Raw genomic sequence first — 21,232 nt, forward strand, 5'->3', positions numbered from 1 at the left:
CCTATCGGGAGTGGTCGGTCGCCGATGGTACAGGCGTTAGCCTGACTGCACCAAAAATTGCTGAAAGCGGCAACACGGTTTCCGTGTCTGTTTTTGCACCCGACGCCTCTGTCATTCTGAAATTGGCTGGGGCAACCCGACGCTTGCGGTTGCCACCTTTAACTTTGGCGCATTGGCGGGGGCAGATGCCGACCCTATCCACATCCGTTTTTTCAAAACGCAGGGCTTCGGAAGTCAAGGTCACCCTCGGCGGCTGAGAGGGGGCGATAGACCCATGGCAAAAGGCGTGAAATCCCGCGGGGAAGTGCCGCGGCCAGCCAAGATGGACGAGGCCGTCGTTTTCACCCGGCACTATCAGTGTTGCCAGGTGATCGGCCCCGCGCAGGCTTTGCCGCATTCATGCTGACCTTGCCCGATGCCGGACTGGTCCCGCTGTCTGATGGCGATCCTGTCTGGTCCGGTGATTTCGTCCTTGGCGAGAGGCAAGGCCCGCGCCACCATTGGCGTCAGGCCGCCCGCAGGCCGGAAATGATGCCGAACATCTGGATGTATGGGGCGATCTTGCCAGCGCCTAGTATATCGACCAATCGCCCCACTATATTCGACGAACCGGCGACAAAAATGCCGGGGTGGTTTTTACAAAAGTCAAATTTGGGCAAGACAACCTGCTTGCATCGGCCCCCTGTTTCGGCATGCTGGCCACGCATAACAGGGGGCCTGCCATGACCAGTGAAATTACCAGCCGCTATACCGCCGCCCAATCCATCGCGCGGCAAGCTGGCGCACTTGGCCTGACGTATTTCAACAGCTTTGATACCCTAACAATCGAATCCAAATCGCATCAGGATTTCGTGTCCGAGGCCGACAAAAATGTCGAGGCCCTTATCCGCACGGCCATCGCGGCGGCCTTTCCCAAGGATGCCATCGTAGGCGAGGAGGAGGAAGCAACCACAGGCACCTCTGGCTTTACCTGGGTCATCGACCCGATCGACGGCACCACCAATTTCATTCACGGCATTCCGCAATGGTGCGTCGCGATCGCCATCGTGCAAGACGCGCAAACCGTGGTGGGCGTTATTCACGACCCTGTGCATGACGAATGCAACCACGCGCAGCGCGGCAGCGGTGCCTTTTGCAATGGCAAACCGATCCGGGTGCTACAGGGCCGCCCGCTGACCAACGGCTCGCTTGGCGTTGGCTTTTCGGGCCGGACCCGTGCAGGCGGCGCTGTCATCACCCTGATTGACCTGATCACCAAGGCTGGCGGCGTGTTTTGGCGCAATGGCTCGGGCGCGCTTAGCCTGGCCTATGTCGCGCAGGGCAAGCTGCTGGGTTATGTCGAAGAACATATGAACGCATGGGACTGCCTTGCAGGCCAGTTGATGATCGAAGAGGCGGGCGGCAGGGTTGAGGCGCAAAATGCCGATGCGATGATAAGAGACGGTGGCCGCGTTATCGTAGCCACCGCTGAATTATTTGACGAAATCAAGCGCTTGGCCGATCAGTCTTACCGATCCTGACGCTTTACTTACCCTTCGTCTTCGGCTCTGGCGGGGCCGGGGCCGCAGTGCTGCCCATCGCAAGTGGCGCATCCACATCAATACCCACCACAGCCAAGACCGCCTGCGCGGCCTCGGCGCCTTTGGTCAGGAAATGCTGGGCAAAAAAATTCACATGCTCATTCGTCGGCTGAAAATGATGCGGCGTCAGACTGACGGAAAACACCGGAACCCCGGTTTTCATCTGCGCCTCCATCAGCCCGTTTACCACGGCAGCAGCCACAAAATCATGCCGGTAAATTCCGCCATCGACCACCAAAGCCGCTGCCACAATGGCATCAAACTTGCCGGTCGCCGCCAGTTTTTGCGCCAGCAGCGGCATTTCAAACGCGCCGGGCACGTCATAGGTCACCACATGCGCATCACGCCCGGCGGCCTTCATTTCCTCTATAAATCCCAGCAAAGCCTGATCTACGATCCCGGCGTGCCAGCGCGCCTTGATAAAGGCGATAGTCAGTTTTTCAGTCATAGGAACCTTCCCGTTACCTGTAAGGCCCCCAAGGCGCAGCCAAGGCAGTAAAAACCACCGCAGCCGTTGTTCCTTCCATCCGGACTATACCGTCGGCCCCGGAATTACACCGGGTCTGCTGACCCCTTATGACAAGGGCGCTCGCGGGCTATTACCGCCGGTGGGGAATTGCGCCCCGCCCCGAGAACGCCCTCACCTAAAACCATGCGCGACATATTGGCAAGCCATATCACGGCGCGGGATTTAAAGGTTTCGGGAAATACATGATACTTCGTTGACCGCCAGCATCCCAACGGCGCGTAGCCCGGCAGGGTATTGGCGATTTAGGTTTTTTTGCCGGAACGCTGCGCCAAGGGTCGGCACCGGGGCGGTAGACCATAAATTTTCATATCGGCTGATCCGGAACGGCACCCGCCCCTATTCAGGCACCAGAACCGGCCCCGAGGCAGCAAAAGACAGCATGACCTCATCCCCGATTTTCAGCGGTCGGGTCACGTCATCCAGAACCGCAAAAAGGCTGCCAAACTCGGCCTCAACCGTATATTCCATCCGGCTGCCCACATAGGTCGCCTTGGCGATTCTGGCGGGCATCCCCTGCCCGTCCGCGCCGATTCTGACCCGGCTGGGCCGCACCGCAACCCTCGCCTTTCCGGGCTTTAACCCACGGGAATTCAAAGAATGGCGGAACGACCCGATGCCAATCTCGGCCATATCCCCCGAGACGGATAGAATTTCGCAGGGGATCAAATTCGCCTCGCCGATAAAATCTGCGACAAAGGCGCTTGCCGGGGCTTCATACAAATCCCGCGGCGTGCCTTTCTGGGCGATTCCCGCATTGCGCATCACGACAATTTCGTCCGAAACGGCCAGCGCCTCTTCCTGATCATGGGTCACATAAACCACCGTCAGGCCCAGATTTTGCTGAATCTCGCGGATTTCCTCGCGTACCTGTCGCCGCAATTTTGCATCCAAATTCGACAGCGGCTCATCAAACAGCAAAACCTGCGGTTCCAGGACAAGCGCGCGTGCCACCGCGACCCGTTGCTGCTGCCCGCCCGAAAGTTCGCTTGGCAATCGGTCGCCATAGCCTGTCAACCCAACCAACCCCAACCCAGCCACCGCCCGATCCTTGGTTTCCGCCTTGTCAAAGCCGGAAAACTTCAGGCCATAGCTTACATTTTCCATCACCGTCATATGTGGAAACAGCGCGTAGGATTGAAACACCATCGACACATCGCGATCCGTAGCCGGCAGGGTGGTCACATCCTTGTCGCCAATAAAGATCTGCCCTTTGCTGGCCATCTCCAGCCCGGCGATCATCCGCAATGTCGTGGTTTTTCCGCAGCCCGAAGGCCCCAGCAATGTCACCAAAGACCCCGCAGCCACCTCCAGATCAATGTTGTCCACAGCCACCACATCGCGCCCGTAAATCTTGGTCACGCCTCGAAAACTGACCGAGGCGGCCTTGGCGTTGATCTTGACCATGTTAATGCCCTCCGGAATGTGATGACGACCGCCGCCCGATTTTTGTCCGCCCAACCGCCAGCTGAAGCAGCCCAACCGCAATCAGCATCACAAGTATCAGCGCCGTTGAATAGGCAATCGCCAGCCCATAGTCGTTATTCTCAACCCGCCCGATGATATAGCTGGTCGCCATGTCATAGCGCGCCGAAACCAGAAAGATCACAGCCGAAATCGCCGTCATCGCGCGCACGAAACTATACACCAATGCGGCCAGAATCGCGGGGCGCAGCAAGGGCAGAATGACCAGCCGGAAAGTTTGCCACGAATTCGCCCCAAGCGTCAGCGAAGATTCGTCCAGCGACTTGTCCAACTGGCTCATCGACGCAATCCCCGCGCGCACACCAACCGGCATGTTGCGGAACACAAAGCTGATGATCAAAATGATCCCCGTCCCGGTAATCTCGATCGGGGGAACGTTGAACGCCAGAATATAGGCAACCCCGATCACCGTGCCCGGAATGGCAAAAGACAGCATCGTCCCGAATTCAAACGATTTCTTGCCGGCAAAATCCTGACGGGTCAGCAAATAGGCGGTAATCAACCCCACCGCAGCCGTGAAGGGCGCCGCAATGGTTGCGATCATGATCGTGGTAAAGAAACTGTCCCAGGCCGATCCGGTCCAGCGGAACCCGGTATCACCCCAGCTTACGGCAAAAGCGGTCAGATAATGCTTGAAGGTCAGCGTGTCATCCACCCCCCAAAGCTGCACGAAAGAGCCGTAGACGATGTAAACATAGACCCCGATGGTAAACAGCCCCCACAGCGCCGCGATGGCGTAAACCGGCAGCGCAAGGCCCAATGGCATCTGCGGGTGCACCCCGGCATCACCCTTGCCGGTGACGGTCGTATAGCTTTTCTTGCCCAGCCAGAAGCGTTGCAAATAGAATGCGCCAAGGGTGAAACCCAAAAGAACCATCGCCAGAATCGCCGCGCGGCTTTGGTCATATTGCGCGCCGACGATGGCAAAAAATATTTCGGTGCTCAGCACATCGAAATTGCCGCCCAGCACCAGCGGGTTACCAAAATCGGCCATCGACTCGATGAAACCCAGCAAAAACGCGTTCGCCAGACCGGGGCGCATCAGCGGCAAAGAGACCGTCCGAAACACCTGCCAGCGATTTGCCCGCAGGGTTTGCGCCGCTTCTTCCATGCTGGGCGAAACGCCCTCAACCACGCCGATCATCACCAAAAAGGCAATTGGGGTAAAGGCCAGAACCTGTGCGATCAACAGCCCCGGAAGGCCGTAAAGCCAGCGGGTCGGCTGTATGCCCAACAGGCCAGAAACCCATTGAGTGACGGTGCCAGACATGCCGAACAACAAGATCAGCGCAAGGCCAATGACAAAAGGCGGTGTGATAATCGGCAGCACCGTCAACGCACGCAAAGCCTGCTTGTACTTAAAACTTGACCGGGTGAGGACGAGTGCGAAAATCAGGCCCAAAATGGTGGTAATCAGCCCGACCAACACCGCCAGAAACAGCGAATTCCACGCTGAACCGCAATTGGTGCCGGTAAAACAGCCAAGCCCCCAAATACGCCGGTCTACGAACTTGCCCAGAAATTCGACAACCGAATAGCCTCCATCATCTGAAACAAATGCGGCCCCCAGCATCTTGATGATAGGGAAAAACACAAAGATGCTGACGATCGTGATCACGCCACCAATCGCTGCCGTCACAAACACATCGCCATTCACCGCGCCACGCGCTGCAATGCCTTGGGTAAACAGAAACAGAAACGAGGAGGCGACGACCAACGCGCCATATCCCATGCCAAATTGCCGGTCCTCCAACGGGCCAAACAGCGCCGTCAGCCACCCATAAGAGAAACCGCGCAAGCCAATGCCAAGCCCCTGCGCAATCATCCATGCAAAGCCAAAGCCGCCCGCAACAATCAGCACCTTGCCATAAATCGGGTCAGTCTTGCGCCGGTGCATCACGAACAGCGGCGCGATCAACGCCAGCACCATTGGCGCCAGCCACAGCTTTTTTCCCTGCGCGATCAATACCGCAGCCGGGGCATAATCCGAATGCATCGGATAGCCATCAAACAGCCATTCGAATGTATAGAAATCCTCCACCCCATACCAGGGGAGGAGGAGATATCCGACCCACCCGGCAAGGATCCAAAAGATCAAGACCGGGTGGCGCGTGCGTTCGGTTGTAACGATGCGCAAAGGGATTACTGCGGCAGAGTGGACACGTCGTTATCCCACTTTGAAAGCAGGCGCTTGCGTTCATCAGAAGAGCCGTAGAGCTTGAAATCATAGTCAATCAGCTTGATCTCATCCAGTTTCGGGGCCTTGTCCGACGATTGCGCGCCCTTGTTCGACATCACCTGAAACGCATTCACTTGCAGCGCAAGGGTCTGCGCCTCGGCTGAAAGCGCCCAATCGTAAAACTGCTTGGCCTCATCCATGTTGCGCGCGCCTTTGATGATCGACATCGAGCCAATCTCATACCCCGTTCCCTCGCAGGGGGCGACTGTCGCGATCGGAAAGCCGGCAACGGTTTGCGCCACAGAATCATGCATGAACACGATGCCGACAGTGGTTTCCCCCTGCCCGGCCGCCTTGATCGGGGCAGAGCCGGATTTGGTGTATTGGTTGATATTGGCATGCAAGCGCTTCATATAGTCAAAGCCCTTTTCCTCGCCAAACAACTGTACCATCGTCGCAAGTGCGGTATAGGCCGTACCCGAGGAATTCGGGTTCGCCATCTGCACCTTGCCCTTGAATTCCGGCTTGGTCAAATCTTCCCAACAGGCGGGTGCGGCCAGACCATTATCGGCCAAAAGTTTGGTATTATAGCCAAAGCCCAGCGCGCCGGAATAGATACCGATGGTTTTATCGCCCGCCGAGGTAGCCTGCGCAATCGCCCAAGGGTGCAATTGGTCGCGCATCGGTGAAATATAGGGTTCTGTCAGATCTTCCTCGGCAGCTTGCAAATGGGGGTCACCCGTGCCGCCCCACCAAACATCCCCCTTTGGATTCGCTTCTTCGGCCTTTACCTGCGCAAACGTCTCGCCTGAGGATTTGCGGGTCATATCAACATCAATCCCCGAGGCTTCTTCAAAGCTGCGGGCCATAAGCTGGCACCAATCCTCTTGCGCCGAACAATAGAAGTTCAGTTTTCCAGCGGCCATTGCACCGCCAGCCGAAAGCCCAACGGACAGTGCCGCGACGGACGCGGCGAGAGTGTAGTAACGCATGATTCCCCTCCCAGGATATTTTTTGACTTGGTGTTCTTATGCTGTCACGTTGCAACGGTTGCGCTAACGTTGCAACCTGTTTTGCTACATTATGATGCCAAGTCACGGATGGGCCCAGATAAAATTGCCCTGCCCCCTGCCGATACGTCTTCCAGCGCCCCGCTTTCCCCTCCCGCGTTCTCTTTGGGTAAAATATCCCCGCCGGAGGCACCCATGATTTCCACAAAGACCATACCGATGCCAAGGCTAGCCCCGATACCCCTTGAAAAAGCGTTTTATCAAGATCCCCGTTCCTGTTTTCCAGATCAGCACAAGGTCAAGACAAAGTGACCAGTTGCGCTGATACAGCAGGTCCAGACGCGCCTTTGCCGGAATGCAAACCCCGGCATAGACGCGGTCGGTTTCTTCCACGGTGCGGCAAGCCGCCAACAGCCGTTCTTCGGTCGCGTGATAATGCAAACTGGCCAAACCGGTTATCCCCGTCGGGCTTTGCAAGACTGCGGCGTAAATATCTGGAAACCGCTCGACATATTCGCGCAAGGGGGGGCGGGGGCCGACAATGCTCATATCGCCTTTCAACACGTTCCAAAGCTGGGGCACTTCATCCATGCGCGCCCGGCGAATAAAGGCACCCATCGGTGTGATCCGGCCCGCCTTATCGCCCCCCGAAACACCCGAATCGGCGGCAGCTATGGTCATGGTTCGCAGCTTCCACAACCAAAAGGGTTGCCCGACGCCCTTCATCCGCTCGGCGACATAGAACAGGGGCAAGCCTTGGCGAACCAACATCACGACCAGCAGAATTGAAAACGGGATCACAAGAACCCCCGACAAAATGACGACCAGAGCCAAATCCAATATGCGTTTGCTCGACCTCATTCCGCCATGCTCCGCCATTCAGCCACCAGTGCCGCCGCTTGTCCGGCCTGCGCAGGCATGTCCACCAAGCGCCTCAGCAAGCCTGTATCCAGCTCGACCCGAGGAACCACTGCCGGGTCAGGCTGGCCATAGCCCCAATCAGCCCCTGCAGCCACCAGCAAGTCGGCCATGCTGACGGCCGGGGCGGCGGCGATGTTCAACACCCGTGGCAGGCGTTTCCCAGTGGCGGCCAACCCCATCAGCTGCGCCAAAACAGCGCCAAGCGTCAGCGGCCCGATATATGACCGCACAGGCCCGCCCCTTTGCCCCTCAACCGGGTCAAGCCACACAGGCGTTCCGGGTATCATCCCCCCCAAAAGCGCGTCAAACCCCGCAATGTTCCCGATGCGCAAAATCGTCAGCCCCGGCCCATCTGCCCTGTGCCAATCGCGCGCCACCCGCGCGGCCGCCCTTTCCATCATCAGCTTTGCCGCGCCGTATGGTCCGGGGGGCGCCGGGCGCGCCTGCTCGCTCAACGCGCTGTCCGAAGGGCCATAGATCGCGGCTGACGACGCCAGGAATACATGCCGTGCGCCCTGCTCTGCCGCCGCGCTGCAGGCTGCCAGCGCCAGGGCTTCATTTCGTGCCAGTTCCGTCGGCCCGCCTCGAATAACCCCCGCCAGGCAAAGCACCACACCCCGCGCAGCACCTGCCGGGCACTGCTCTGCCAGAATGTCCCATGCCATAAACCCCGGTGTCTGTGCCCGAGATTGCCAGATGGGCCGCAGATGGGCTGCCTCAAACGCCGTATCCTGCCGGCGCAGGGCGCGGCCAATCCGCCCCGTCCCCCCGACGATCAACAGTGGTGTGGCTTCAGTTGTCATCCATTCCTACTCATTGCCCTCCAGCCGGGTGCGCAACTCTCGCAGCACCGGCATGAAGGCGCGCACGCGATCCGCCCCCAGATCTGTCACAAATTCAGCAATCAGCGGGGCCACCGCCTGCACCGCCGCATCCCGCGCCGCGCGCCCCGAAGGGCTGATTGCCACAAATTTGCGCCGTGCATCATCCCAATCCGGGCGGATATGCACATGGCCCGCCCATTCCAGCTTGCTCAGCGTGTTCGACATGGCCCCGCGCGTCACATGAAACGCGCGGGCCAGTTGTGCAGGGGATCTTTCGTCGCCCACCCGCGCCAAATGGTTCAACACCCCAAAATGCGACAGTTCCATCCCACGCGGCAGCACTTTGGAAATGCGGTTGCGGGCCAGTTGGTCGGCCATGAACAACTCTCCAAACAGGGCAACGGCAAGGTCTTCGGCATTTTCTGACATTACGGCCCTTTGATCACCCGGTCATGCGCAAGCGAGGGCACCCGTGCCCGCGCCTGAGCCACGCGGTCAAGGTCAATCTCGGCATAAGTCACGCCCACACCCTCGCCCGCATCGGCCAGCACCTCTCCCCATGGGGCTATGGCCAGGCTGTGGCCATAGGTACGCCGCCCTTTGCCGCCTGCGGTTTCGGGATGAAAGCCGCTTTGCGCGGGTGCCAGCACAAAGCACCCCGTCTCGATCGCGCGGGCGCGCAACAAAACTTCCCAATGGGCTGCCCCTGTAATGTGATTGAACGCGGCCGGAACAGTAAGGATTTGCGCCCCGGCCTGCGCCAACCGGCGGTAAAGACCAGCAAAGCGCAGGTCATAACACACGGTCATCCCCACCGCGCCAAAAGGGGTTTTGGCCAACACCGCCTGATCACCGGGCCGATAACCCTGCGATTCGCGGTAGCGCTCGGTTTCCGAGACATCCACGTCGAACATATGAATCTTGTCGTACCGCGCGACGATCTGACCTTTCGGGTCAATCAGGAAAGAGCGGTTGGCAAAACGGCCATCGGCATCCCCGGTCAACAAGGCCAATGAGCCGATCAACAGCCAAACCCCAAGCCGCGCCGACTCATCGCGCAGCGCCTGCAATGTTGGGTCGCCCGCCTCATGGTGAAACACCGCCGCCTGGTGGTCGCGGCTAGAGGACAGACCATTCGTGCATTCGGGCGTCAGAATGAACAGGGCACCGCCAGCGGCCGCCTCGCGCAGCAGATCAATGGTTTTCGGCAGATTTGCCGCCGGATCATCGCTGACGCAAAGCTGAACAAGACCAATGCGCATCGCTTACCCCGCCAACAGCGCGTCAAGCTTGCCCGCATGCTCCAGCGCGTGCAGATCATCCGAACCGCCGACATGCAGGTCACCGATGAAGATTTGCGGCACCGTGCGGCCCCCCATTGCCCGCTTCATCATCACCGCCCGCAAAGCGGGATCACGCGAGAGGTCATGTTCCGTAAATGTCACGCCCTTTTTGGTCAACAGCCGCTTGGCCGCATGGCAATAGCCGCAGAGCGGCGAGGTATAGATTTCGACAGGTTTCATGCGCAGATTTCCCTTGATCGTCCCGATTGCTCCCTGTGACTATAGGCGTTTAAGCATCCTTCGCAACGCGTGCCAGCACCAACACGCAAACCTGGGCTGCACCAGCAGCAAGGCAGGCCTCGGTCGCCACGGCAAGTGTGGCCCCCGAAGTCATGACATCATCGACCAAAAGAACATGCCGGCCTTGCAGGCGCCCGGCACGGCGGGGGTGTACATGAATCGCATCCTGCATATTTTCGAAACGTGCATGCCTGTCGCGCCCTTCCTGGCTGGGGGTGCGCTTGGGGCGAATCAACAAATCGGGGCAATGGTCCAGTTGCGCCAAACGCCCCAACGAGGCCGCAAGCAGAGCAGATTGGTTGTAACGCCTGCACAGCATGCGAAGCCAGTGCAACGGGACAGGCGCGATCAAAGTATCTGGGCGCAACAGCGGTTTTGCGGCCCGAAACAGCCATGCACCCGCGGGCTTTGCCAGATCCAGCCTATCACCGTGTTTCAACTGCAACACCATCTTGCGGCCATTGTCTTTGTAAAGCAGCGCCGCACGGCCCTGCACCCAAGGCCGTGGCAGCGTCAGACAATCATCGCAATGAACCGCGTGGCCAGTATCTTCGCCCGGTAGTGGCAGGCCGCACGCATCGCAAACCAGACCAGCAATAAACGGAGTATCGCGCCAACACCGCCCGCAAAGGCCAAAATCAGATGTAACCAGTTCATCACAGCCAAGACATTGCGGTGGATAAATCAATCGCAGCATGGCTTGCAATCCCACCCATCCCTCCTATTGTCCGGCGCATGAAAACGCCCATCCTTACAGATACCAAAGCCCTGACCCGAAACCGCGCCCGTGCCGTGGCAATGCCCGCGCCCGCCCTGTTCTTGCATGAGGACTTGCGTGATGAGATCAAGGAAAGGCTGACAGAGGTTAACAAGACGTTTACGTCAGTGGCGATTATCACGGGTTTTCCGGTTTTCTGGCGTGACGCCTTTCCCCAAGCGCATATTGTCGCGGAAGATGAGGTTTTGGCGCTGGAGCCCTGCGCCCATGACCTGGTTATCCATGCGATGGGCCTGCATTGGGCCAATGACCCGGTAGGGCAGCTTATTCAATGCCTGCGGGCGCTGAAACCGGATGGTCTGTTTCTGGCTGCGCTTTTGGGCGGGCAAACCTTGCATGAATTGCGGGCCTGCCTTGCCGAGGCCGAGGCCACAGTAACCGGCGGGCTATCACCGCGGATATTGCCCATGGCCGAAATCCGCGATCTGGGCGGGCTTTTGCAACGCGCGGGCTTTGCCCTGCCGGTGGCGGATGGGTTCACCCGCAAGGTTCACTACCGCGACGCCTATCACCTGATGCACGACCTGCGCGCGATGGGCGAAGGCAATGCCCTGACCGCCCGGCTGCGCCACCCGACGCGGCGCGCTGTGTTTGCCAAAGCCGCCGCAGTTTACGCCCAAAGCTACGCCGTTGCAGACGACAGAATCGCTGCTACCTTCGAGATGATCTTTCTGACAGGCTGGGCCCCGCATGAAAGCCAGCAAAAACCGCTGCGCCCCGGCTCTGCGACCAAGCGGCTGGCTGAGGCGCTGAACGCCCCGGAAATTCCGCTGCCTGCGACAAAGGGCGAAGGTTGACCCCAGGCCACAACGCTTTATCTGCCAAGCAGATGAAAAGAAACAGGAGCGCCGCCATGCCGCAAGCCATGTATAATAAGCCCGACATTCCCGCAGGCCAAGGGCGGCTGGCCCATGCCCCTGCCGATCACCCCCCGGTAAAGGCCCCCAAGATCGGCGTCCTGATCGCCAATCTTGGAACGCCCGACAACTATGACTACTGGTCAATGCGCCGCTATCTGAACGAGTTCTTGTCGGACAAACGCGTCATCGACATCTCGGATTGGATTTGGCAACCGTTGCTGCAACTGGTGATTTTGACCAAGCGGCCCTTTGCCTCGGGCGCGAATTACAAGCTGATCTGGAATCATGAGAAAAACGAAAGCCCGCTGCTGACGATCACACGCGACCAGACAACCGCCATCGCCAAGGAAATTGCCGCCGCCTACGGCGATGACGTGATGGTCGATTTCTGCATGCGCTACGGCAATCCCTCTACCGCGTCAAAGGTGCAGGCGATGGTTGCGGCCGGCTGTGAAAAAATCTTGTTCTTTCCGCTGTATCCGCATTATGCAGGCGCAACCTCGGCCACCGCGAATGATGCCTTTTTCGCTGCGCTGATGAAGGAAAAACGCCAACCCGCCGCGCGTACCGTGCCCGAGTATTTTGATCACCCCGCCTATATCGACGCGCTTGCCGGATCTGTTGAGCGGGCCTATGCGGCGCTTGACCACCGCCCCGATGTTCTGGTTGCCAGCTATCATGGCATGCCGATCCGCTATTTGATGGAGGGCGACCCCTACCATTGCCAATGCGCCAAAACCACGCGCTTGTTGCGGGAACGGTTGGGCTGGGACAAGGCCGATATTGATACCAGCTTTCAGTCGGTCTTTGGCCGTGAGGAATGGTTGAAACCCTATACGGTAGAGCATGTTGCCGAACTGGCCCGGCAAGGCAAGAAACGCATTGCCGTCATCGCGCCCGCCTTTTCCGCCGATTGCATTGAAACACTGGAAGAAATCAACGGTGAAATCAAAGAGGCGTTTGAACATGCAGGGGGCGAAAGCTTTACCTATATTCCCTGTTTGAATGATGAGGCCGCGCATATCGCGGCGCTTGTGGCCGTGATCAAGCAAAACCTTATGGGCTGGGTAGAATAGCGCGCCGCAAAAGGCTTTTGTAAAACCCTGGGGCAGGCTTGGCCACAACTGCCCCAAGGCCCCTTTCGGCACCGCCTTGGCAACTGTGATGGCTTGCAAAAGCGTGGCATGCCAAACCGAAAACCGCCAAACGCACGGCAAAAAGAAAAAGGACGGCAGGTTTCCCTACCGCCCTTTAATTCGATGCAATCCGGTTAGGATTACTTCGATGCAGCGGCTGCGATAACCAGCAACAGCAACAGCGGAACAATGATCCCGCCAGCCGACGACGAAGTCGCAGCTTCAACAACTGCGGGCTCCATTACAGGCTCAGCCATACCACCAGCGAAAGCGGTCGATGCAACAACGGACAAAGCCGCTGCGAGTGCAAGTTTCTTCATAGTAACCTCCAGTTTTCGTGCGTCACCGAATTTTTCAGAGGACGATGCCGCACACCCAAGACTATACCTCGTGGTTTTTTCTAACCAGCTTGCGGGAAAGATTGCAATCTGGGTCGTTGAATTATGATTTGTCCTTTGCCGGTATCGTCAATTTAGCAACACTATCGGCCACCTAAGGCCAATAGTTTCAGCAGGCTTAAAGACAATGCCAGCAAAAAGGGGGCCACTGGCCCCCTGTCATTCCCAACATATTCACAAGCCTCAGGCGTTCTAGACAAGCAAAACCTGTGTTCCCACCTTGGTCAGGCCGAACAGCACTGCAATATGCTCATTGTACAGCCCGACACAGCCATTCGAAGACCGGCGGCCAATTTTGCGTGTGTCATGGGTTCCGTGAATCCGGTAATAGGTCCACGACAGGTAAAGCGCATGCGTTCCAAGTGGGTTTTCCGGGCCGGCGGGCACAAAATCCGGCCATTCTGGATTACGCTCTTTCATCGCAGGGGTGGGGCGCCAAGTGGGGCCAACAACCTTTTGTACAACCTCCGTCCGACCACGACGGGTCAAATCTTCGGTCAGCGGCACAGAGGTCGGGTACAGCTTGTAAATCGACTGATCCTCAGACCAGAAATGCAGCGCGCGCGACGTAGTATCAACAAGAATCGCACCATTCCGCGTATCAGAGAAATAAGGGCGCCAATCCAGCATCCGAAAACTGGATGTGTTGTTGTGAACCGGTCCCGTACTCGGGGCATCCATTTCTGTGGAATTGTCTTGCGCCAGCGCTGGCACCGCCGCCAAGCCCAGGCTTGCAGCGGCCGCACCCATCAGGGCCCGGCGATTCAAGTATTTTGTGCGGTCGGCATTCATGCGCCAGACTCCTTTTCAAGCGTATGGCAGCAAAGTACAGCCTTTTGACGCGGCTTTCAAATCACAGTGGCGTGGATCGGCGGTAAAATGCAGGGTTGCATTTGCTCATGCTGTGACAAAGCGTTAAAGACAGGACTCGCTTGCACCGGATGGGAATGAAATGAAAACTTTGTCAGTTGTCGCAGTCTGTGCTGCTTTTACGCTTGCCGCCTGTACCACAGGCAGCGAAATCAGGGTGGGCGCCGATGGGCGGCCATTGCCCCAGATTTATCGCATTTCCAGCCAACAAGAGGCCAAAATTCCCTTCCACCTGCTTGATTCGGTAAACGCCCTGCGGGCCGCAAAAGGCGCAACGCCGCTGCAATACAATGCCCAGCTGAACGCCGCGGCGGCCACACATTCGCGCGACATGTCGGTTCAGAATCGGCCCTGGCATTTCGGGTCAGACGGGTCGTCACCCTTGGATCGGGTCAACCGTGTTGGCTATACCGGGCGGCTGGTCGGTGAAAATATCTCTGAGACCTTCCAGACAGAGCTGGAAACCCTTTCCGCCTGGATGAGCAAAGCGGACACGCGTGAGGTGATAATGGACCCGCAGGCCCGTGAAATCGGATTCGCCTGGTTCCAGGAACCTTCCGGCAAGATATGGTGGACGATGGTAACCGGCGCGTGAACACTCGCCTGGCCTGAACCGCGCCCCCCCAAAGGCCCCAGACACCTTAACCTGTGTTTGGGGCCTTTTGCGTGGCAAACGGCCTTGTTTCAGGGATAGATGTAAATCGGGGTGCCATCACGCACCATGGCATAAACCTTTTCCATCTCGCGGTCGGGAATTGCGATACAGCCAAAGGTCCAATCGCCCTTGTTCCGCCCGCCATCACCGGTTTTTCCATGGATGAAAATCTCACCCCCAGGTTTTTTGCCTTGGGATTCTGCAAAGGCAATATCAGCCTTGTTGGGATAGCTGATTCCAATCGACAAATGGTAGCGGCTGTTGGGGTTGCGGCGGTCGATAAAATACGCACCTTCGGGCGTTTTTCCATCGCCTTCAAACTGTTTGTGACCCGACGCGGCAAAACCCAGTGAAATTTCATTGGTTTTCAGCACTTTGTCATTATGGAACAGCTGCATCTTGCGCGCCCCCTTATGAACGACAACTTTCGTTACCGCAGGCCCGTTGTAGGTTTTGAATTTTGAATCGCTGCCACAGGCTGCCAATCCCAAAATAAGAAAGAGCGCTGCAACCAGCTTTATTACCCGCATGTCATGCCTCATTATCCGCAGAACGGTTATTTTTTTATGACCATAGTGCGGCTTGCATGATTCGCCCAGAGCACCGGCCCGCCCAAGCGCCCGGCTCACGAATCGTTTATCTTGGCGTTGGTTTTCGCCTGCTCCTGCTCGACAAGACGTTGTTCAATCGCCATCAGACGACCAAGCACATCCTCTCGGTACTGGTCGGTTCGCTCGTTTTCGGCCTGATTATGCGCGTCTTGCATCGAGTTCACGATCAGGCCCACCAAAAGGTTCACAACCGCAAATGTGGTCATCATGATGAAGGGTACGAAAAACGCCCAGGCATAGGGGTAATCAACCATCACCGGGCGCACGATGCCCATAGACCAGCTTTCCAACGTCATGATTTGAAACAAGGAATAGGCTGAATGACCGATTGTGCCAAACCATTCAGGGTAGGTTGGGCCAAACAGCTTTGTCGCCATGACCGAGCCGATGTAGAAAATGATCGCCATCAGCAAAAACACCGACCCCATTCCGGGAAGCGCCGTTACAAAGCCTTCGACCACCCGGCGCAACGAGGGCGCGACCGAGATGACCCGCAGCACCCGCAATATTCGCAGCGCCCGCAGAACAGACAGTGACTGCGCGCCCGGCAGAATCGCAATGCCGATAACCAGAGTATCAAAAATATTCCACCCCGATTTGAAAAACCGGACATCCAAAGCAAATAGTTTCAGCGAAATCTCTAAAATGAAAATAATCAGGCAAAGCGTATCCAGCGCGCTTATCATCGGCCCGATTCTGGACATGACGGTTTCAGATGTGTCCAACCCCAACAAGACGGCGTTGAACATGATTACCGCCGTAATAAGCCGCTGGGTCGAGGGCTTGCTGATCCAAAAAGCAACACGCTGGCGCAGTATCATTGGGGACTCATTTCGATTTCAGGTTTAAGCCGCCATATTCTACAGGCTGAAGCGCGCTGCAAGCTCCACATGCGCTGACCAACGAAATTGATCAATCGGCTGAACCCAGTCAAGGCGGTAGCCAGCCGCCAGCAAGATGCGGGCATCGCGGGCAAAGGTAACCGGGTTGCACGACACCGAAGCAATGATCGGCACCCTGGACAGCGCGAGGGTCTTGGTCTGCGCCTCGGCCCCTGCGCGCGGCGGGTCAATAACCACGGCCTGCACGTTCTTGAACTCATCCGGTTCCAGCGGCCGGCGAAACAAATCGCGGGCCTCAGACGTGATACGTTTTAGCCCCTCGGCCTGCCGCCAGCCTTTGTCCAGCGCCGCGATCATGGCCGCATCGCCTTCAACCGCATGTACCTCGGCCCGTTCGGCCAAGGGCAAGGCAAAGGTGCCCGCGCCTGCAAACAGGTCCGTAATCCGCTTCGCCCCTGCCACAGCCTGTTGTACTGCCGCCAGCAAATCGGCCTGCCCCTGTTCAGTGGCCTGCAAAAACGCACCCGGCGGCGGCGCAACCTTGGCGCGGCCCATCGCCTGCATTGGGGCGGTGCGCAGCGCGACCACCTCACCCTCCCAGGTCAGGCGCGCCAATCCATGCGCCTCGGCCACCCGCGCCAGCGCCAGCCGTAACTGCCCATCCAGCGGCTTGCCCCCGGCAACCGAAACATCCGGCCCCGCAAGGCTGCGCGTAATGGTCAGGGCCAGTTCGGATTTGCGCGAGCCGCCTGTAATCACCAACGCTTCCAGCGCCGGAAAGGTGGCCATCAGATCAGGGTGCAACAAAAGGCAATTCGGCACGGCAACCAGCGCATCAGAGCCGCGCGCATGAAACCCAAGCATCGCCCCGCTTTTCGTGCGCCGCCCCGCAATCGTTGCCCTGCGCCGCGATTTGGGGGGCGAGGTCAGAATCGGCAGCAGCGGCACATCTATCCCCTGCCCGGCAAGCGCCGATCGCACCACTTCGGTTTTCCACGCCGCCACCAGATCATCGGTCGCGTGCTGCATCAAACACCCGCCGCAGGTGCGGGCATGGGCGCAAGGCGGGCGAACCCGGTCAGCCGAGGGCGTAAGGATTCGCGGGTTCAGCAGCTTGTCGCCTGCAAGCTCGCCCTCGACCACTTCTCCCGGCAACATCTGCGCCACAAAAATCGGGCCATTTTCGCCCTGCGCAATTGCATCGCCCAAATGGCCCAGCCGTTCGATGGTTAGTTTCACTCTGCCGCCTCTTCCGATCCGATAAAGCCGCCGGATTGGCGGTTCCAATAGCGCGCGTATAGCCCATTCAGGGCCAAAAGCGTATCATGACTGCCTTCTTCGACTATGCGGCCATTGTCCAGCACCACAATGCGGTCCATCGCGGCAATCGTCGACAAACGGTGCGCAATCGCCAGCACGGTCTTGCCCTCCATCACCCGGGTCAGGGTTTCCTGAATCGCCGCCTCCACCTCACTGTCCAGCGCGCTTGTCGCCTCATCCAGCACCAGAATCGGGGCATCTTTCAAAAAGGTTCGGGCCAGCGCGATTCGTTGGCGCTGCCCACCCGACAGCTTGACACCACGCTCGCCAAGATAGGCATCATACCCCTTGCGGTCGTTGTGGTCGATCATATGCTCCACAAACTCATGCGCCTCGGCGGCGCGGGTGGCATCAATCACCTCGGCATCCTCGGCATCGGGGCGGCCATATTTGATATTGTCGCGGGCGGATCGGTTGAACATCGCCGTTTCCTGCGTCACCATGCCAATCTGCCGCCGCAGGCTTTCTTGCGTCACGTCGCGCACATCCTGCCCATCAATCAAAACAGCGCCTTTTTCGGTATCATAAAGCCGCAACAACAAGGAAACCAAGGTCGATTTCCCCGCGCCTGACGCGCCCACAATTCCCAGTTTTTCGCCGGCGCGTATGGTCAAATTGATATGCTCTACCCCGCCACGCTTGCGGCCATAGGCAAAGGACACATCCTGAAACGTCACCTCGCCCTTGACCCGCGCAAGGGCCACAGCCCCCGGCGAATCGGCCAGCGTATGCGGAACCGACAGCGTGCGCATCCCGTCCTCCACCTCACCGACTGAGGTGTAGATCGACATCAATGTAAAGCTGACCCAGCCCGACATCTGCGCGATCCGCATCGAAATTGCCCCCGCCGCCGCAATCGCGCCCGCCGTGGCCAACCCATGCGACCACAGCCACAGCGTACCGCCAATCAGCAGCAACGGCAGCGCCCCTGCCAGCGTCATCAAGACAAAGCGGAACACGGTGGAAATTCGGCCATATTCCAGCGACCGGTCACGAAACACCTGCATCGCCTTCAGGGCAACGCGATCTTCAAAGGCGGCATGGGCAAACAGCTTTACGGTTTTGATGTTGGTAATCGTATCGACCACCTGCCCCGTCACCATCGCACGGGCCGAAGCACGCGCCGCCGAATTCTTGCGCACCTGCGGCATAAAATAGCGTATGGTCAGCACATAGACCACCAGCCAAACCGCCAATGCCAGCGCCGCACGGTAATCAATCGACACCAAAAACACCACCGACCCGATAACCGAGGCCAAAGCAAAGGCCACGGTGTTGATCACCTCGGTCGCAACATCGGTGACGGCACGCGCCGCCTGCATCTGTTTTTGCGCAATCCGCCCTGCGAAATCATTGTCAAAGAAGGTCACTGCCTGCCCCAAGGTCCAGCGATGTAGCCGCGACAGCACCAAAGGCAGCACATTGGGCCCGACAATGATCGAGTTTGATGCCGCCGAAGCAGCAAAGGCCAAGGGCCGCAAGATCAGGTAAAACCCGACAAAGGCGAACAACAGCCAGAAATGATCGGTGAAAAACACCTCTGCGCCCGACGCCAGGGCGGCATCAATCACCCAGCCCAGAAACAGCGCGGAAATCACCTCCATAGCCCCCGCGACCGCCGAAAGCGCCCCGGCCACCCACAGCATCGGCCAGCTACCGCTCAGGCACCAGCGAAAGAATGCAGCCAGGTTTTGCGGTGGTGGGCCGTCTGCCGGACGAAAGGCCTGGATCAAACCGCCGATGCGCATCACAATATTCATGCCGTTTCCTCTTACGCCCCAGAAATCCGCCAGATTGCCGATCTCAGACCTTTGCATATAGCCCGCCTTGCGCCAAAAGCGCGCGGTGCTTGCCAATTTCAGCGATGGCAGCCGCCGCCGCTCAAATCATGCGGCGCTTGCCCCGATATAGCCCCCCTTGCGCGAAAGGGAAACACTCAGCCCAGCAGCTCGGCTTTTGTCAGCGCAAAGCCCGAGGCGATCCAGCGGTGTTCCAGACAGCGCAATTGCTCGCCAAGCGCCTTGCCTTGATAGGCCTCGATCAACTCAGCGGCCTTGACCGGGAACACCGCAGCGGCCCCTTTGGCGACATCCGCTTTCCAATTTTCGGGCAATTCTGTCTCTAACATCGCTGCACGGCAGCGAATAACCTGCTCGGCGCGCTTTTGCCCGTGTCGATAGCCAAGCTCTTGTGCCGAACGCAGGCTGCCGATTTCTTCACGGATGATCTTGATGGCAGCCAAGTCACCGCGCGAAAGCCGCAAGGTTTCCACCTCTCCGCCAAGGACGGCCAATCGTGCCACCCAGGAATCGGCACCAAAATGCACCACAAGCGGCAAAGCCCGTGCATTGGCCCCCGGTAAGGCCGCTGCCAAAACCCCCGCTTGCGCCATTGACGCAACAGCAAGCGATGGATCGGGCGCCGAGAGCAATTTGCGAAACTCTGCCCCCACCCGTTCGCGCGAAAGCGTCGCTATTCCGGCAGAATGGGCCGCACAGGCGGCAAGCCCTTCGGCATCCACACCCTGCACCGGGTCGCCATACCACGCAAAAAACCGAAAGAACCGCAAAATGCGCAGGTAGTCTTCGGTGATACGCAGATCGGCATTGCCAACAAACCGTACACGACGTGCCACAAGGTCGGGTAAACCACCCAACGGGTCAACAACCTCTCCATTCGCCCGCGCATATAGGGCATTCATCGTAAAATCGCGCCGCGCGGCATCGTCGGCCACCAAGGTTGAATAGCGCACAACGGCATGGCGGCCATTCGTATCGACATCTTGCCGAAAGGTCGTCACCTCATGCGCGACCCCCTGCGCGATGACTGTCACAGTGCCATGGTCTATCCCTGTGGGGACCACCCTGAAACCAGCCCTTTTGGCCAGATCACTGACAATTTCAGGGCGTGCGTCGGTTGCCATGTCAATATCATTTACAGGCTCTGCCAAAAGCGCGTTGCGCACGCAGCCACCGACGAAAAGCGCCTGAAAGCCGCCAGCCGCCAGCGTAGCACAAAGCGCCTGCGTGCCCGGATGGTGCAACCATTCCCCTAAAACCCGCATCACGCCATCCTTTCGGCCAATCCGCGCAAAATCCGCGCAGTGGCGCCCCATATGTAATACGGGCCATAGGGCACGGTATAATAGCGCCGCCAATCCCCACGCCACAACCTTGCCTCTACCTGAAAATTGGCAGGATTGATGACGTATTCCAAAGGCACTGAAAAGATTTCCTCTACCTCGCCCGCCTCGGGCACCGGGTCGAATGCCGCCGAAACATGCGCCAGAATCGGCGTCACCATAAACCCGGTGACGGTTTCATGGCAGGGCAAGGCCCCAATGACCTGCACCAAGGACGCGGGCAAACCGACCTCCTCGGTCGCTTCGCGCAACGCGGCGGCGGTAGGGCTGGCGTCATAGACCTCAACCTTGCCACCCGGAAAAGCAATCTGGCCGGGATGGTGCTTTAGGTGCGACGACCGCTTGGTCAGCAAAACGCGCGGCCCGTTGGCATGGTCTTGCACCGCAATCAACACGGCTGCGGCCCGCAGTTTTCGCCCCTCGGCCAAGACAAGACCCGGATTCAGGTCAAAATCCGATGATGCGCCGGTATCGCGTTCAAGCGCCCGGCCCAAAGCATCATATATCATCTG

The 21,232-nt window shown here is 58.4% G+C and carries 22 protein-coding genes and 1 riboswitch; of the genes, 4 read left to right on the forward strand and 18 right to left on the reverse strand.

Annotated features, from left to right (window positions below; genetic code table 11):
* The first annotated feature begins 722 nt into the window (after positions 1-722).
* Positions 723-1,520 carry an inositol monophosphatase gene (locus tag VDP61_RS01885; protein ID WP_323005236.1) on the forward strand — a complete coding sequence of 266 codons (798 nt, stop codon included), beginning with the start codon at positions 723-725 and terminating at the stop codon, positions 1,518-1,520.
* A 4-nt stretch (positions 1,521-1,524) separates the two neighbouring features.
* Here the strand turns inward: VDP61_RS01885 and VDP61_RS01890 are convergent, their stop codons facing one another.
* The 10 genes from VDP61_RS01890 to VDP61_RS01935 form a co-directional block, all read right to left on the reverse strand.
* Entirely contained in the window at positions 1,525-2,028 is a 504-nt protein-coding gene (locus VDP61_RS01890; RefSeq protein ID WP_323005237.1) for a 6,7-dimethyl-8-ribityllumazine synthase, read from the reverse strand.
* A 64-nt stretch (positions 2,029-2,092) separates the two neighbouring features.
* A riboswitch (FMN riboswitch) is annotated at positions 2,093-2,220 on the reverse strand.
* Positions 2,221-2,445: 225 nt separating this feature from the next.
* Entirely contained in the window at positions 2,446-3,513 is a 1,068-nt protein-coding gene (locus VDP61_RS01895) for an ABC transporter ATP-binding protein (protein WP_323005238.1), read from the reverse strand.
* Between the two features lies 1 nt (position 3,514).
* Positions 3,515-5,728: an iron ABC transporter permease gene (locus VDP61_RS01900; RefSeq protein WP_323005239.1), complete on the reverse strand. Its 2,214-nt coding sequence runs from the start codon at positions 5,726-5,728 to the stop codon at positions 3,515-3,517.
* A 5-nt stretch (positions 5,729-5,733) separates the two neighbouring features.
* On the reverse strand, positions 5,734-6,762 hold the full coding sequence (locus tag VDP61_RS01905) for an ABC transporter substrate-binding protein (RefSeq protein ID WP_323005240.1): 1,029 nt from the start codon (positions 6,760-6,762) through the stop codon (positions 5,734-5,736).
* A gap of 246 nt (positions 6,763-7,008) precedes the next feature.
* Positions 7,009-7,641 (reverse strand): sugar transferase, encoded by a 633-nt coding sequence (locus VDP61_RS01910; RefSeq protein ID WP_323005241.1) that lies wholly within the window; start codon positions 7,639-7,641, stop codon positions 7,009-7,011.
* Positions 7,638-8,504, reverse strand: a complete 867-nt coding sequence (locus VDP61_RS01915; RefSeq protein WP_323005242.1) for an NAD-dependent epimerase/dehydratase family protein — start codon at positions 8,502-8,504, stop codon at positions 7,638-7,640. The genes VDP61_RS01910 and VDP61_RS01915 overlap by 4 nt, the downstream gene beginning before the upstream one ends.
* A gap of 6 nt (positions 8,505-8,510) precedes the next feature.
* The gene (locus tag VDP61_RS01920; RefSeq protein WP_323005243.1) at positions 8,511-8,954 is read right to left on the reverse strand and encodes a MarR family winged helix-turn-helix transcriptional regulator; all 444 of its coding nucleotides are present in this window, start codon (positions 8,952-8,954) and stop codon (positions 8,511-8,513) included.
* The gene (locus tag VDP61_RS01925) at positions 8,954-9,787 is read right to left on the reverse strand and encodes a carbon-nitrogen hydrolase family protein (RefSeq protein WP_323005244.1); all 834 of its coding nucleotides are present in this window, start codon (positions 9,785-9,787) and stop codon (positions 8,954-8,956) included. The genes VDP61_RS01920 and VDP61_RS01925 overlap by 1 nt, the downstream gene beginning before the upstream one ends.
* Positions 9,788-9,790: 3 nt before the next feature.
* Complete coding sequence (gene grxC / locus VDP61_RS01930) at positions 9,791-10,048, reverse strand: glutaredoxin 3 (RefSeq protein WP_323005245.1); 258 nt, start codon at positions 10,046-10,048, stop codon at positions 9,791-9,793.
* Between the two features lie 49 nt (positions 10,049-10,097).
* The gene (locus tag VDP61_RS01935) at positions 10,098-10,820 is read right to left on the reverse strand and encodes a ComF family protein (protein ID WP_323005246.1); all 723 of its coding nucleotides are present in this window, start codon (positions 10,818-10,820) and stop codon (positions 10,098-10,100) included.
* A gap of 23 nt (positions 10,821-10,843) precedes the next feature.
* Here VDP61_RS01935 and VDP61_RS01940 point away from each other — a divergent pair, with 23 nt between their 5' ends.
* Complete coding sequence (locus VDP61_RS01940) at positions 10,844-11,683, forward strand: SAM-dependent methyltransferase (RefSeq protein ID WP_323005247.1); 840 nt, start codon at positions 10,844-10,846, stop codon at positions 11,681-11,683.
* Between the two features lie 56 nt (positions 11,684-11,739).
* Positions 11,740-12,822 carry a ferrochelatase gene (hemH, locus tag VDP61_RS01945; protein ID WP_323005248.1) on the forward strand — a complete coding sequence of 361 codons (1,083 nt, stop codon included), beginning with the start codon at positions 11,740-11,742 and terminating at the stop codon, positions 12,820-12,822.
* Between the two features lie 200 nt (positions 12,823-13,022).
* Here the strand turns inward: hemH and VDP61_RS01950 are convergent, their stop codons facing one another.
* Both VDP61_RS01950 and VDP61_RS01955 read right to left on the reverse strand, forming a co-directional pair.
* The gene (locus VDP61_RS01950; RefSeq protein WP_323005249.1) at positions 13,023-13,202 is read right to left on the reverse strand and encodes a hypothetical protein; all 180 of its coding nucleotides are present in this window, start codon (positions 13,200-13,202) and stop codon (positions 13,023-13,025) included.
* A gap of 270 nt (positions 13,203-13,472) precedes the next feature.
* On the reverse strand, positions 13,473-14,072 hold the full coding sequence (locus VDP61_RS01955; protein ID WP_323005250.1) for a L,D-transpeptidase: 600 nt from the start codon (positions 14,070-14,072) through the stop codon (positions 13,473-13,475).
* Between the two features lie 160 nt (positions 14,073-14,232).
* On the opposite strand from VDP61_RS01955, the gene VDP61_RS01960 reads away from it, so the two are divergent.
* Complete coding sequence (locus VDP61_RS01960) at positions 14,233-14,745, forward strand: CAP domain-containing protein (RefSeq protein WP_323005251.1); 513 nt, start codon at positions 14,233-14,235, stop codon at positions 14,743-14,745.
* A gap of 89 nt (positions 14,746-14,834) precedes the next feature.
* On the opposite strand, the gene VDP61_RS01965 is transcribed toward VDP61_RS01960, so the two are convergent.
* The 6 genes from VDP61_RS01965 to VDP61_RS01990 form a co-directional block, all read right to left on the reverse strand.
* Complete coding sequence (locus VDP61_RS01965) at positions 14,835-15,335, reverse strand: L,D-transpeptidase family protein (protein ID WP_323005252.1); 501 nt, start codon at positions 15,333-15,335, stop codon at positions 14,835-14,837.
* Between the two features lie 95 nt (positions 15,336-15,430).
* Entirely contained in the window at positions 15,431-16,237 is an 807-nt protein-coding gene (locus VDP61_RS01970; protein WP_323005253.1) for an ion transporter, read from the reverse strand.
* A 39-nt stretch (positions 16,238-16,276) separates the two neighbouring features.
* Complete coding sequence (locus tag VDP61_RS01975) at positions 16,277-17,497, reverse strand: class I SAM-dependent RNA methyltransferase (protein ID WP_323005254.1); 1,221 nt, start codon at positions 17,495-17,497, stop codon at positions 16,277-16,279.
* A complete protein-coding gene (locus tag VDP61_RS01980) occupies positions 17,494-19,338 on the reverse strand; it encodes an ABC transporter ATP-binding protein (RefSeq protein ID WP_323005475.1) in 1,845 nt (614 codons plus the stop codon). Before VDP61_RS01980 ends, VDP61_RS01975 begins: the two co-directional genes overlap by 4 nt.
* Positions 19,339-19,514: 176 nt before the next feature.
* A complete protein-coding gene (locus VDP61_RS01985) occupies positions 19,515-20,642 on the reverse strand; it encodes a CCA tRNA nucleotidyltransferase (RefSeq protein ID WP_323005255.1) in 1,128 nt (375 codons plus the stop codon).
* Complete coding sequence (locus VDP61_RS01990) at positions 20,642-21,229, reverse strand: CoA pyrophosphatase (protein ID WP_323005256.1); 588 nt, start codon at positions 21,227-21,229, stop codon at positions 20,642-20,644. Before VDP61_RS01990 ends, VDP61_RS01985 begins: the two co-directional genes overlap by 1 nt.
* Between the last annotated feature and the right edge of the window lie 3 nt (positions 21,230-21,232).

It is taken from the genome of Pseudorhodobacter sp., from assembly GCF_034675685.1.
GTDB lineage: Bacteria > Pseudomonadota > Alphaproteobacteria > Rhodobacterales > Rhodobacteraceae > Pseudorhodobacter.

Excerpts from the sequence above, each read along its gene's own strand:
- VDP61_RS01885 (WP_323005236.1), top strand. The coding sequence starts at position 723 with ATGACCAGTGAAATTACCAGCCGCTATACCGCCGCCCAATCCATCGCG.
- VDP61_RS01890 (WP_323005237.1), bottom strand. The coding sequence starts at position 2,028 with ATGACTGAAAAACTGACTATCGCCTTTATCAAGGCGCGCTGGCACGCC.
- VDP61_RS01895 (WP_323005238.1), bottom strand. The coding sequence starts at position 3,513 with ATGGTCAAGATCAACGCCAAGGCCGCCTCGGTCAGTTTTCGAGGCGTG.
- VDP61_RS01905 (WP_323005240.1), bottom strand. The coding sequence starts at position 6,762 with ATGCGTTACTACACTCTCGCCGCGTCCGTCGCGGCACTGTCCGTTGGG.
- VDP61_RS01910 (WP_323005241.1), bottom strand. The coding sequence starts at position 7,641 with ATGAGGTCGAGCAAACGCATATTGGATTTGGCTCTGGTCGTCATTTTG.
- VDP61_RS01915 (WP_323005242.1), bottom strand. The coding sequence starts at position 8,504 with ATGACAACTGAAGCCACACCACTGTTGATCGTCGGGGGGACGGGGCGG.
- VDP61_RS01920 (WP_323005243.1), bottom strand. The coding sequence starts at position 8,954 with ATGTCAGAAAATGCCGAAGACCTTGCCGTTGCCCTGTTTGGAGAGTTG.
- VDP61_RS01925 (WP_323005244.1), bottom strand. The coding sequence starts at position 9,787 with ATGCGCATTGGTCTTGTTCAGCTTTGCGTCAGCGATGATCCGGCGGCA.
- grxC (WP_323005245.1), bottom strand. The coding sequence starts at position 10,048 with ATGAAACCTGTCGAAATCTATACCTCGCCGCTCTGCGGCTATTGCCAT.
- VDP61_RS01940 (WP_323005247.1), top strand. The coding sequence starts at position 10,844 with ATGAAAACGCCCATCCTTACAGATACCAAAGCCCTGACCCGAAACCGC.
- hemH (WP_323005248.1), top strand. The coding sequence starts at position 11,740 with ATGCCGCAAGCCATGTATAATAAGCCCGACATTCCCGCAGGCCAAGGG.
- VDP61_RS01950 (WP_323005249.1), bottom strand. The coding sequence starts at position 13,202 with ATGAAGAAACTTGCACTCGCAGCGGCTTTGTCCGTTGTTGCATCGACC.
- VDP61_RS01955 (WP_323005250.1), bottom strand. The coding sequence starts at position 14,072 with ATGAATGCCGACCGCACAAAATACTTGAATCGCCGGGCCCTGATGGGT.
- VDP61_RS01960 (WP_323005251.1), top strand. The coding sequence starts at position 14,233 with ATGAAAACTTTGTCAGTTGTCGCAGTCTGTGCTGCTTTTACGCTTGCC.
- VDP61_RS01965 (WP_323005252.1), bottom strand. The coding sequence starts at position 15,335 with ATGCGGGTAATAAAGCTGGTTGCAGCGCTCTTTCTTATTTTGGGATTG.
- VDP61_RS01970 (WP_323005253.1), bottom strand. The coding sequence starts at position 16,237 with ATGATACTGCGCCAGCGTGTTGCTTTTTGGATCAGCAAGCCCTCGACC.
- VDP61_RS01980 (WP_323005475.1), bottom strand. The coding sequence starts at position 19,338 with ATGAATATTGTGATGCGCATCGGCGGTTTGATCCAGGCCTTTCGTCCG.
- VDP61_RS01985 (WP_323005255.1), bottom strand. The coding sequence starts at position 20,642 with ATGCGGGTTTTAGGGGAATGGTTGCACCATCCGGGCACGCAGGCGCTT.
- VDP61_RS01990 (WP_323005256.1), bottom strand. The coding sequence starts at position 21,229 with ATGATATATGATGCTTTGGGCCGGGCGCTTGAACGCGATACCGGCGCA.